General features: G+C 57.3%; 9 protein-coding genes. 7 read left to right on the top strand and 2 right to left on the bottom strand.

Annotation, left to right across the window (positions count from 1 at the left end; translation table 11 throughout):
- Positions 1-5: 5 nt before the first annotated feature.
- Positions 6-353 carry a PadR family transcriptional regulator gene (locus tag P8935_RS20805; protein ID WP_348262232.1) on the bottom strand — a complete coding sequence of 116 codons (348 nt, stop codon included), beginning with the start codon at positions 351-353 and terminating at the stop codon, positions 6-8.
- Between the two features lie 248 nt (positions 354-601).
- Between P8935_RS20805 and P8935_RS20800 the strand changes: the two genes are divergently transcribed.
- The 3 genes from P8935_RS20800 to P8935_RS20790 all read left to right on the top strand — a co-directional run bounded on the left by P8935_RS20800 (position 602) and on the right by P8935_RS20790 (position 4,814).
- Positions 602-1,957 carry an ectonucleotide pyrophosphatase/phosphodiesterase gene (locus P8935_RS20800; protein WP_348262231.1) on the top strand — a complete coding sequence of 452 codons (1,356 nt, stop codon included), beginning with the start codon at positions 602-604 and terminating at the stop codon, positions 1,955-1,957.
- Positions 1,958-1,963: 6 nt separating this feature from the next.
- Positions 1,964-2,872: a BadF/BadG/BcrA/BcrD ATPase family protein gene (locus P8935_RS20795; protein ID WP_348262230.1), complete on the top strand. Its 909-nt coding sequence runs from the start codon at positions 1,964-1,966 to the stop codon at positions 2,870-2,872.
- Between the two features lie 178 nt (positions 2,873-3,050).
- A complete protein-coding gene (locus P8935_RS20790; protein ID WP_348262229.1) occupies positions 3,051-4,814 on the top strand; it encodes a VWA domain-containing protein in 1,764 nt (587 codons plus the stop codon).
- A 20-nt stretch (positions 4,815-4,834) separates the two neighbouring features.
- Here P8935_RS20790 and nagA read toward each other — a convergent pair whose 3' ends face one another.
- Entirely contained in the window at positions 4,835-5,992 is a 1,158-nt protein-coding gene (gene nagA, locus P8935_RS20785) for an N-acetylglucosamine-6-phosphate deacetylase (RefSeq protein WP_348262228.1), read from the bottom strand.
- A gap of 158 nt (positions 5,993-6,150) precedes the next feature.
- On the opposite strand from nagA, the gene P8935_RS20780 reads away from it, so the two are divergent.
- The 4 genes from P8935_RS20780 to P8935_RS20765 all read left to right on the top strand — a co-directional run bounded on the left by P8935_RS20780 (position 6,151) and on the right by P8935_RS20765 (position 12,103).
- A complete protein-coding gene (locus tag P8935_RS20780; protein WP_348262227.1) occupies positions 6,151-8,949 on the top strand; it encodes a bifunctional YncE family protein/alkaline phosphatase family protein in 2,799 nt (932 codons plus the stop codon).
- 156 nt (positions 8,950-9,105) lie between these two features.
- Positions 9,106-10,482 carry a Gfo/Idh/MocA family oxidoreductase gene (locus P8935_RS20775; protein WP_348262226.1) on the top strand — a complete coding sequence of 459 codons (1,377 nt, stop codon included), beginning with the start codon at positions 9,106-9,108 and terminating at the stop codon, positions 10,480-10,482.
- Between the two features lie 79 nt (positions 10,483-10,561).
- Positions 10,562-11,449 carry a deoxyribonuclease IV gene (locus tag P8935_RS20770; protein WP_348262225.1) on the top strand — a complete coding sequence of 296 codons (888 nt, stop codon included), beginning with the start codon at positions 10,562-10,564 and terminating at the stop codon, positions 11,447-11,449.
- Between the two features lie 75 nt (positions 11,450-11,524).
- Positions 11,525-12,103 carry a DinB family protein gene (locus P8935_RS20765; RefSeq protein ID WP_348262224.1) on the top strand — a complete coding sequence of 193 codons (579 nt, stop codon included), beginning with the start codon at positions 11,525-11,527 and terminating at the stop codon, positions 12,101-12,103.
- Positions 12,104-12,162: the final 59 nt, after the last annotated feature.

Genomic DNA, 12,162 nt, shown 5'->3' with positions numbered 1-12,162 from the left:
ACACCTCACTCCGCCGTCATAATTCCTTCGATAGTCGCGACCATTTTTTCCCAGCGAGCATAATCAGAAGCCAGTTGTTCCTTGCCGAGTTTGGTGATCTTGTAGAACTTCGCGCGCTGGTTGCTTTCACTTTTCTTCCACTCGGATTTGACCCAGTTCTGTCGCTCCAGGCGATGCAGCGCTGGATAGAGGGAGCCGGTTTCCACCTGCAGGACGTCACCGGAACTAGCTCGAATTGCCTGGCTGATTCCATAGCCATGCTGTTCGCCCCACTGAAGCGTCTTAAGAATCAGCATGTCCAGCGTTCCCTGCAGAATTTCAATTCGGTTTTGATAATTGCTCTTTGTAGTCACAGGATGTAGTCCTTCTACATGAAATGCTGTAGATAATCTACTCCCTTGCCTGCGGGAGAGCAAGTCTGTCTTTTGACAGACAATTCTTCATTAGTCAAAAGCCGCGGTACCTCAATTTTGAGCGAGCTTTATCTTAGAGCCCTCCGGCCGCGTGCCGGGCCCTGGGACGGGCTAGGGATCGCCGTGTCCAAGGTGTTAATTCCCGATTTTCAGCGTGCATGCGGTAAGCTGATGCGGGAGATTCAAGGATGTATTTCAGGGTTCCGAGGCTTACCGCAACGGTTTGTCTTGCATTGGCATTTGGCTGGCCGGCTGTTGGGCAGCAAGCCCAGACGATTGCAGGCGGAAACCCGGCGTTACCGCTGGTACACGTGGAGAACGGCGAGAATTCTACGGCGGCGCAAAAGGCGCACTACGTTGTGCTGGTATCGCTCGATGGGTTTAGGTGGGACTACGCAAAACACGATGGCGCGGTGAATCTGCTGGCATTAGGGAAAAAGGGTGTGTGGGCCCCGCAGGGGATGATGCCGAGTTTTCCTTCGTTGACGTTTCCGAACCACTTCACCATCGTTACCGGTCTGTATCCCGAACACCATGGACTGGTGGCCAACACGTTTTACGACGAGACCAAGCATGCGCGGTACGCCATTTCCGATGCGAGGGTAGTGCGAGACGGAAGCTGGTATAGCGGTGTGCCCTTGTGGAGCCTGGCAGAGAGCCAGGGGATGCATGCAGCCTGCCTGTTCTGGCCCGGTTCAGAGGCGGAAATCGCTGGGCATCGGCCCAGCTGGTACGCGCTGTTCGACAACAAGACACAAGCGACCGACGACGTGGAGAAGGCACGCATTGATGATGCTGTGGCCTTGCTGAAGATGCCCGCACCTGACCGGCCTCACTTCATCACGATTTACTATTCCGAGCCGGATCACGAGGGGCACGAATTTGGGCCCGATGCAAAAGAGACTAAGGCTGCCGCGCTGAAGATGGATGCGATGGTTGGACGGCTAAAGAAGGCGCTCGACGCGACTAAATTGCCGATCGACCTAGTGGTGGTCAGCGATCATGGCATGACCAAGGTCGAAGGAGGCTGGGTCAATCTGGAGGACTTCGCCGACTTGAGCAACTTTGAGGTTGCTGGCCCATTGCTCTATGGCAAAACAGAAGAGGACAGGGCGAGCGCGTACAACAAGTTGAAGCAGGCGTCGTCGCAATTTGTTGCTTATCGGCGCAGGGACGTACCGGCTGAACTCGAATACAACCAGAATCCACGCGAGGGCGACCCGGTGGTGATTGCGACGGGACCGTATGCGATCCGCGCTCGGAAGCCGCCTGCCGAGCGGCCGGATAATGCGCCTGAGGCCGGCATGCATGGGTTTGATCCGCATAAGGTTCCAGAAATGAAGGCGAGCTTTTTTGCCGCCGGCCCCGACATTGTGGCGGGAAAAACGGTCGGATCGTTTGAGAACGTAAATCTGTATCCCTGGATTGCTCACATGCTCGGATTGCAAGTACCGAAGAACGACGGCAATCTCAACATTCTCGCGGGGACGTTGCGCGACAACGGTAGAGAGACCGCCAATGCGGACAAGTCGACACAGGAGTAGCAAACGATGAGCGCAGTGTTGGGGATTGATGGAGGAGGGACAAGGACGCGTGCCTCCATCGTTGACGGCGAAACGGTGCTGGCGTTTGTTGAGAATGGTTCGATCAAACGGTTGCGAGTAGGCGTGGAAGCAGCCGAGGCGAATCTGCGGGCGATTCTGCAGGATGTGTTTGCGAAGGCTGGAGTGAAAGGCGTAAAGGCCGCGTCGGCCGGTGTGGCGAGCGCTACGATGCCGGGTGTGAAGGAGTGGATCACCGAAGTATTCAGCGAATTTGGCGTTGAGCGTTCCGAGGTTGTGGGCGATGAGGTGATCGCGCTGGATGGGGCTTTCAAAGGCGGCCCCGGAATTCTGCAGATTGCAGGGACGGGATCAAACTGCATTGGCCGTGCACCCGATGGTGGTCGAGAGAGTGCGGGCGGATGGAGTTCGCGTCTCGGTGATGAGGGCTCGGGCTACTGGATTGGGCTGCATGCCGTTCGACGGGCGCTGAATGCGCACGACCGCGAGGAGCCGTCGCGCATTCTTGAAACGGTTGGAGGCATCTGGGGGACAAAGACCATTGAAGAGTTGGTGAACCTGGGGGATAGCACGCCGGGTCCTGATTTTGCGGCCTTGGCGCCGGCAATCAGTGAGCTTGCAGAAGAGGGAGATATGGTGGCTCTTGGCGTGTTGAAGCAGGCAGCGCACGATCTGGTGGACAGTGTGCTGCTGGTACGCAACAAGTTACGCCGCAAGCACAACCTCACTGCCGATGTTCCGGTGGCCTGGATTGGCAGCGTGATTGGGAAGTCCCGGCTGGTGCGAGAGCAGTTTTTTGCGGGCTTGCATGCGAGTGCGCCAAAGATGCCAATCTGTGAGACCGAGGTTGCGGGAATTGAAGGCGCCGTCTGGCGCGCGCAGCAATTGGCGAAGTAAGCGGAATCGGGTGTACTGCCGAAAGGCTTCGGTGGCGCTAAAATTTGTGTTCTACGGGGGGCAAGCGATGCAATGCTTCCGAAGTTTCGCGGCAATTCGATCCGCTCATGCAATCGGCGTTTCCACGTTAATTCTGAATGCGTTTGCTTTGTGCATTTCGGCAGGAGCTCAGGATGCTGTGTCTGCTGCGCAAGATCAGTCCGCGCAGGCGCCGGCCGTCCTTTCCGTTACGACGCACGAGGTGTTGCTTGACGTGGTGGTTACGGATGGCGGGCATGCGGTGACGGGGCTCAAGTCCACTGACTTCATCGTGACTGAGAATGGCAATCCGCAAGTGGTGGCAAGCCTGCAGGAACACCGGCCGATGACTGCGGCGACGGATGCTCAAGTAGTAGCCAAGCCGCCGCTGGCGCCGAACACATTCACGAATTACAGTGCAGTCGCGAATGCGAATGCTTACACGGTAATTCTTCTGGATGCGCTGAATACGCGGCTGGATGACCAGATGTCGGTGCGCGAGGCGCTGATCAGGTATTTGAAAGACAGACCTCCAGGAGGCCCGGTCGCGATCTTTGAGCGGGACACGAAGATGCACCTGGTGCAGGGTTTTACTTCAGATCCACAGGTGCTGCTGGCGGCTGCGCAAAGCGCGCGCAATAATCCGCAGTTGCTGAAGATGGTGCGAGGCACGCGGGAAGAAAACCTGGTGTACCGGATGGACGACGTGACGCTGGGATTCCAACTGCTGGGGCGGTATCTTGCGGCTTTTCCGGGACGCAAAAACTTGATCTGGTTTACAGGTGCGTTGCCGCAGTCGAATGCGCGGGAGCCGATGAGTGATCCGTTCAACGACGACTTCAGAATTCTCGAAGGTGATCCGCACGCATTGACAGCTGCGCTGACGTTGAGCCGTGTCGCGGTTTATCCGGTTGATGCGCGGGCCTTGCAGGTCGCGCCGCAATACGAGGCAGCATCGAATCGAATGCCGCAGCCTAACGCGATGATTCACTTTGACAATGGACAGGGATTTCAACACACCAATCTGGATTTGATTGCGGAAGCGACTGGGGGACGAGCTTTTTATAGTTCTAACGGATTGGGATCCAAGATTGCGGAGATCGAGAATAACGGGTCGAGTTACTATACGCTGACCTACGCAACGACTAATAAAGACTGGAACGGAGAGTTGCGGCACATCCGGATCGAGATGAACCATCCGCACGTGAAACTGCAGTATCGACAAGGCTATTTCGCGGTTGATCGCACCAAGCAGGAGCAGGCACAACTGGATAGGTTGAACAAGGCCCAGCATGGAGAGAATGGGTCTGCGGGCGACGAGGGATCTCCTGAACAGACACACGCGGAGGTGAGTGGGGAACAGGAGCCGGCTAAGACGCCTCCTGTGAATGCGGAAAAGTCAGCACCGCGGAAGGATGCATTCAATGACGCGATGCTGCTGGGAGCGGTGCCGGCGGAGGAAATCATTTTCAACGCTCACGTATCTGCCAGTGAAAAAGTCGTGCAGTTGAGCAAAGACGACGCGTGGCCGCAGGACAACTACCTTGCTGCAGATTGGAAGTACAAGCCGTTTCACACCTACACGGTGGAGTTCACCGCAGATGGGAAGACGCTGCAACTGACGAAGGGACCCGACGGATTGCGCCATGGCCGCATGGCGTTTGTCAGCATTGTCTACGATCAGACGGCGCAGAATGTGAATTCAATCCTGACCACGACAAACCTTGATATTGACGAGGATCAGTACAAGGAACTGCTGCAGCATGGAATCACAGCACGGCAGGAGATCGCCGTGCCGGCGAAAGGGAGTTTCTTTTTGCGGCTGGGTGTAGACGATACTGTGAACGATCGCATTGGCACGTTGGAATTTGCAGTCGACCAGGTTCGGCCGGAAGCGGGAACACTGATTTCGCAGAGCAAGTAGGCGTTGTGCTGGAAGACGCTTTAGTTTGCCTGGTGGCCACCGACGATGGAGGCGACCAGCCTTCCAGTTGAATCGATTGCAACCATGTTGGCTGATTTACCGGGCGCGAGCGTACCGGCGCGATGGGCGAGCCCGGTCATCGCGGCGGGGTTGGAAGAGAGCAATCGCAGAGCTTGTTCGATGCTGGCGCCGGTGAATTTAATGAAGTTGATAAAAGCGCGATCGAGGGTGAGTACGCTGCCGGCCAGAACGCCGCGGGCAGTGGCGCGGCCCTCTTTTAACTGCACAGGAAATCCGCCGAGTTGATATTCACCGTCGGGCATTCCGGCGGCAGCCATAGCGTCGGTGACCAGAATGGCGCGGTCAGGTCCTTTTGCTCTCCACCACAGGCGAACGATCTCAGGTTCGGTGTGAATGCCGTCGCAAATCAGCTCAGAGTAGAGATTGTCGTTGGTCAGCACGGTGCCCAGGATTCCGGGCTCGCGATGATCGAGCGGGCGCATGGCGTTGAAGGTATGCGTAGCGCTGACAGCGCCTGCGGCAATGGCGGCCTGCGATTCCGCGGCGGTGGCGTTGGAATGGCCAAGGGAGACGCGCACTCCGCGCGAGGTGGCGTGTGCGGTAAGTTCGACTGCACCCGGCAATTCCGGCGCAAGGGTCATCAGGCGCACATGGCCATGTGCCGCGTCGATAAGACGATCGAAAATGGCAATGTCTGGTGCGAGGAGATGTTCCTGAGGTTGCACGCCACGTTTTGCGTGAGACAAGAACGGACCTTCGAGATGAATTCCGAGGGGGCGTGCACGGCCGGGCTGCGGCAGCTTGGCGATCTCGTTGGCCAGGCCGTCGAGGGAGCGGAGTGTGGCGTCAAGCGAGGCAGTGACGGTGGTGGCAAGGTAGGCGCTGGTTCCGCGCGAAGCTAGAAATGTACCGATGGTGTCGAGTGCCTGTGGTGTCGCTTCCATTACGTCGTGACCGGCTGCGCCATGGAAGTGCACATCGAAATACGAGGGACCAAGTGTTGCGCCCGGAAAATCGAGCACGCGCGCGCCGGCGGGCAACTGGGCGGATTCATGGCTGGAAATGGATTCGATCTTGCCGTCTTCAATGAGGACAAGCGGATGATGGTGGAGACTGGTTCCGTCCCAGAGCCTCTCTGCGGTCACTACCGTTTGCATGGCAATCCATTATTGCAGGTGAGCGCGAGGGCGTGCGTCCGTTGCTTATTGTTCGAAAGGAGGGCTTGTCACATGCGGGTAATGTGCAGACCAGCCTCATTTGTTATCGTTTTGCCATGCGAAATTCGGCTTTGTTTTTGGCTGCTGGAAGTTTATGGATGTTTGGAGCGCAGGCGAGTTTTGCGCAGAGTATTGATCTTCCCACGAGTAAGCAACTGATCGAGCCGGTTCCGGGTAGCCCGCAGCCCTTGAACAGCCTGCCCATGTCGATGGCGATTTCGCCAGACGGGCGATACGTGGTGACGGTGAATGCGGGCTATGGGACGTATGAATCCAAATACGACCAGTCGCTGGCAGTATTCGATACGCAGACCGGAACGGTCACCGATTTCCCCGATGATCGCACGCCGGAACGTGCCAAACAGACGCTTTATTCCGGGCTGGCGTTCAGTCGCGACGGAAAGCATGTGTATGCGAGCATCGGTTCGGAAGCAGATCCGCTGGGGAAGGATCCGCCGGCACATGGCGTGACCGATACGGGCAGCGGCATCCTGGTGTACGGATTCGCAGAGGGAAAAATTGAACCGGAACGCTTGATTCATCTGCCGATGGATCCACTTGCGCCCGGCCATAAGACCAAGATCATCGGCCAGGTGGATGGAGACCAGGGAGTGCCGTTTCCGGCCGCGATTGCAATGGTGGAAATCGCAGGGGCGGAGAAACTGCTGGTCGCAGAGAATCTTACGGACGATGTGCTGCTGATCGATCCCGCGAGCGGAGATATCGAGCATCGTTTCGATCTGACCGAAAATAAAGCGGTGCCCTCGACGTATCCGATTGCGTTGCAGATTTCGAAGGATGGCCGTCGGGCTTTTGTCGCGCTTTGGAATGCATCGGAGATCGTGGAACTTGATCTCGAGAAGAACACGGTTGGACGCAAGCTTGCGCTGCTGAAGCCGGCGAGCGCGATCAAGCCGGGGACGCATCCGTGCGCCTTTGCGTTGACGGCCGACGGCGAGACGCTTTATGTGGCGCTGGCGAATCGCGACTCTGTAGCCGCAGTGAACGTGGGGGCAGGGCAGTTCGCGGTGAAGGGATATTTCGATACGCGGTTGCCGGGGCAGAGCTACTTTGGCGCAGAGCCGGTGGCGGTGGCCCTCAACGCTTCGGGGAGTCGCCTGTATGTCGCAAACATGGGCTCCGACGCGGTAGCGGTGATCAATACGCAAAAATTGACGGCGAAGATGTCGCGCACGGGAATGGTCGAGCCGGTGGGGTTCGTGCCCACAGAGTGGATGCCGATGTCGATGGCATTTCTGCCTGCGGAATCGGGCGGGAAGTTGTTTGTGGCGACGGCGAAAGGGAAAGGGGCCGGGCCGAATCCATACGTGCCAGCCGACGAGCCTCGCAAGCCTGGGATGCCCAAAAGAACCAACTACATTCCGACGTTGATTCACGGTTCGCTGGCGGTGTTGAACGAAGCGGAGATAGAAAGCGGACTGGCTGAATCGACCCAAGCTGTGCTGGAGTCGAACCGGATGAAGGCGGCTGCGGAGAAGATACGATTTGCGGACGGTTCGAGCAATCGCATTAAGCACGTGATTTACATCATCAAGGAAAACCGCACGTACGATCAGATTCTTGGCGACCTCACGCAAGACGGAAAGGCCGTCGGTAATGGCGACAAGAGCTTGACGATGTTCGGGCAAGATGTGACACCGAATATTCACAAGCTCGCATTACAGTTTGGCGTGCTCGATGACTTCTACGATTCAGGTGAGGTTTCTGGCGATGGGCACGTGTGGTCGAATGCCGCGATTGGCACCGACTACCTGGAGAAGACGTGGCAACAAGCGTATCGCGGCAACCAGCGCAGCTATGACTTTGAGGGTGTGGTTGCCGAAGGACTGCCGTTGGAGCAGAAAATTCCCGATGTCAACGAGCCTGCGAGCGGATATCTGTGGGGGAACCTGGCTTCGCACGGAAAAACCTACTATCATTTCGGCGAATTTATTTCGCAGGAGTTTTGCGACGAAGTGATGACAGCCAATCCGCAACAGGGGCCGATGCTGGCGGGCAAGACATGTCCGCGGAAGGCCATCGCTCCCGGTGAGCAATTGCCTGCGGAGTGGGGCGGTGGCGTGAACAAGTGGCCCTGGCCGATACCGCTGATCGCCTCAAGCAAGGCGACCAAGCCGGAGTTGGTGGGACACTTCGCTCCGGAGGGGCCGGATTTCAATCTCGCCATTCCCGACCAGATTCGGCTGGCGGTGTTTTTGAGGCATCTGAAGCAGTGGGAGGCGGATAGGAAGCAGGGCAAAGACACGATGCCCAACTTCATTCAGCTTCGCTTGCCAGACGATCACACGAATGGGACGACGCCGTTCAAGCCAACTCCGAAGGCGAGTGTTTCGGATAACGACCTTGCAGTAGGCCGCGCGGTGGATGCTATATCGCATTCGCCGTTCTGGGACGATACGGCGTTCTTCATCCTCGAGGACGACGCGCAGGCGGGTGCGGATCATGTGGATGCACACCGCAGTATCGCGCTGGTGATCAGCAAATATGCGCCGCACGGCAAAGATGGAGTGCCGGTCGTGGACAGCCGGTTTTATTCGACAGTGAGCGTGATTCGCACCATGGAGACGCTGCTCGGTCTGCCGCCAATGAATAACAACGATGCGTTCAGTTCGCTGATCACGACTCTGTTTACGGGCGCAGGCGACCAGCCGGTATATTCGGCGGACTATTCGAATCGCGATAACGGACTGATCTACGCTGCGAACCCGAAGAAGGCGGTGGGTGGCGAAGCAAGCAGCAAGATGGATTTCCGGCTTGCTGACCGCGCGCCAACGCAGAAGCTAAACGTAATTCTGTGGAAGGATGCGATGGGTTCGAAGCCGGTGCCAGCCATGCTGACGCAGAAGCGCAAGCTAAAAAAGGATGATGACGACTAACGTGCGCCGCATTAGCGGTCTGTACAGCAGGGACTAGAGGCCATCTGATATCTCATCGTTTCCGGCACGTGAAAGTCGTGCCTCGATACAAACCGTCGCATAGGCACATCCGTGTATCTTTGTATGCGGCGGAAGAGTCCGCCGTTCGGGGGAACTGTGCAGATTTGGAATCGCAGAAATTTTCTTAAGGTTGCGGGAGCGGTATCAGCGGCTTCGTTAGCGGGCGCGGTGCCAGCAAGCGGAGAGCCGGGCAGAAGAGTCTTTACTCTGGCCACGCAGGATGAGCCGGCCAAGCCTGTGGCGGCGAACGATCATATTCAAATTGCCCTGATTGGTGCGGGTGGACAAGGCATGGGCGATACACGCTCTGCGGTGCAGGTGCCGGGAGTGAAGTTGGTGGCCGTGGCTGACTGCTATGACGGACGTCTTGCGCGCAGCAAGGAAGTGTGGGGCGACGACGTCTTTACGACGCGCGATTACAAGGAAATCCTCGCGCGCAAGGATATCGACGCAGTCATTATCGGTACCCCCGATCACTGGCACAAGCAGGCATCAGTAGATGCAATGAAGGCGGGCAAGGACGTCTACTGCGAAAAGCCAATGATTCATCTCTACAGCGACGGGCCCGAGATGATCGAGACGGCGCGGAGTACGAATCGCATTATTCAAATCGGCAGCCAGCGCGTGAGTTCGGTCTTGTATGCGAAGGCCAAGGAACTACTGGCGGCAGGCGCGATCGGCAAGCTGAATATGGTAACTGCGAGCTGGGATCGCAATTCGTCGATGGGTGCGTGGAACTATACGATCCCTCCAGATGCCTCACCGGAAACTTGCGACTGGCAACGGTTTCAGGGCACTGCGCCTAAAGTTGAGTTCAGTGCGGAAAAGTTTTTCCAGTGGCGCAAATGGAAAGCGTATGGCAGCGGCGTTGCCGGCGATTTGTTCGTGCATCTGTTCAGCGGCACGCATTTTGTAACCGGAGCACACGGACCCACGCGGGGCATGGCTACGGGCGCTATCCGCTTCTGGGATGATGGGCGCGACGCGCAGGATGTGATGCTGGGGCTATTCGACTATAAAGAAGGATTCAACCTTAGCCTGCGCGTGAATTTTGTAGATGGCGGCGAGGAGAGCGAGAGCCTGATTTTCACTGGCTCGGAAGGCACCATTCAGATTGGGTGGACGGGATTGACCGTGAATCGTGTGCCGCGCGAGACGGAGCCGGGTCTTACCATCGATACGTTTCCTAAGGAGATGCAGGCGCAGATCGAAGCGGATTACAGAAAGAAGTATCCTCCGCATTCTGGAAATGCGGCGCTAGGTGGAGAAGAGAAATACAATCTGCCGCAGGGATATAGCGACCAGTACGATCACTTCAAAAACTTCTTCGCTTCGGTGCGTTCGCGCAAGCCGGTGGTGGAGGATGCGGTGTTCGGGTATCGCGCTGCGGGGGCGGCTCTGCTGAGCAATCTCAGTATCGAAAGGAACGCCGTAGTGAAGTGGGATCCGGAGGCGATGAAGGTACTGTCGTAAGTGGTACGCATGCGTGGATTGGATAGGGCTCCCGCTGGCTTGGCTCAGCGGGCCTCCGTCGTCAATTTAAAATCTAAAAATGGCAAAGCGAATCGGAGTGCACCTGGGGACGGCGGGTGGCGCCTCTAATGCGGTAGAGCGCGCGAAAGAGATCGGCGCGAATACGTTTCAGATTTTTTCGTCGAGTCCGCGGATGTGGCGGGCTCCGAAGGTTGATCCGGCACAGGCCGAGCGGATGCGGACGCTGCGTGCGAAGTATGACGTGGGGCCGCTTGTGATTCACGCCAGCTACCTGGTAAATGTTTGCAGCCAGACCCAAAGTGTTCGTGAGAACAGCGTGGCCGCATTTCGCGGCGAAATTGAGCGTGCGTTGACGCTTGGCGCGGAGTTCCTGGTGCTACATCCGGGATCGTGGAAGGGCCTGACTCGCAACGAAGGGCTCAAGTTGGCGGCCGAATCGATTCAACGCGCGATTGACGGAGTTCCCTGGCAGGGCAGCAATTTCAGCATTCTCATTGAGAATACTGCTGGCTCCGAGTGCTCTCTTGGCGGGAACTTCGAGCAGGTGGCGGAACTGGTGGAGCGCCTCAAGACGCATGCGCCGGTGGGCGTTTGTCTTGACACATGCCACACGCATGTCTCGGGATATGACATCGTGACTGCGGAAGGATATGCGGAAACGATTACGCAGGCGGACATCACGTTTGGAGTGGACGCGGTGCGGGTGTGGCACTGCAACGATGCCAAGGCGGAGCGCGGCTCAAAGCTGGACCGGCATCAGCATATCGGGCAGGGAAATATTGGCGTGGAGCCGTTTCGCTGGCTATTGAACGACCCGCGATTTGCGGAGTGCGCATTTGTTGCGGAGACGCCGGTGGATGAAGATGGCGATGAGGAAAGGAATGTTCGCGTGCTGCAGAGCCTGGTGGATACATCCAAACCTCGCAGTGGTCCTCGCGGAAATTGACATGCGGTAGGGAGCGTAAAGGCCAGCAAGCCGGGTCACGTTAGACTGATCGTCAACGCATTGGAGGTCGTTGAAATGAAGATGCTCATCAAAACACTTGCTCTCGCCGTCGCCATCGGATGTGCTGTGCCTCATGCCTCGTGTCAGGCCACGCCTGCGCCGACGCCTGTTCCCAATCCCAAGCCGCCGCTCAGCCCTTCGCAGTCGCTGCTTGAATCGTGGAACGACATTGGGCGGAAGCTGACGGCGATGGCCGAGGATTTTCCCGAAGACAAATACGACTTCAAACCGAACAAGGATGAACGGTCGTTTGCCGAGCAACTTCTGCACGCTGCGAATGCGAATTATTTTTTTATCGATCCGGTGAAGGGCGTGACCGCGCCTCAGGGCGATCCCAAGCGCTCAGACTTCAAGTCGAAGGCAGCGATTGTGGAGTTTGTTCGGAAATCTTTCGGTGAGGGCGCGGCGTTGATCAAAAGCAAGGGCGATAACGGGATGAGTGATCTGTTTCTGGACCCGTTTGCGAATCAGAAAAGCCGCTTTTCGGATGGCGCATGGGGCCTGATCGAGCATTCCGGCGAGCATTACGGCCAACTGGTGGTGTACTACCGCACGGCGGGGCTGGTGCCACCGGAGTCCAGGCCGAAGAAGTGATCTGAGCGCAGGAATCAAGCACCTTTAAGATGCCGCATCATGGGCGGGCTCCGGAGATT

The sequence above is a fragment of the Telmatobacter sp. DSM 110680 genome (assembly GCF_039994875.1).
Classification (GTDB): Bacteria; Acidobacteriota; Terriglobia; order Terriglobales; family Acidobacteriaceae; genus Telmatobacter.
The sequence above is the reverse complement of the archived record's forward strand: the minus strand, read 5'-3'. Positions and strand labels throughout refer to the sequence as shown.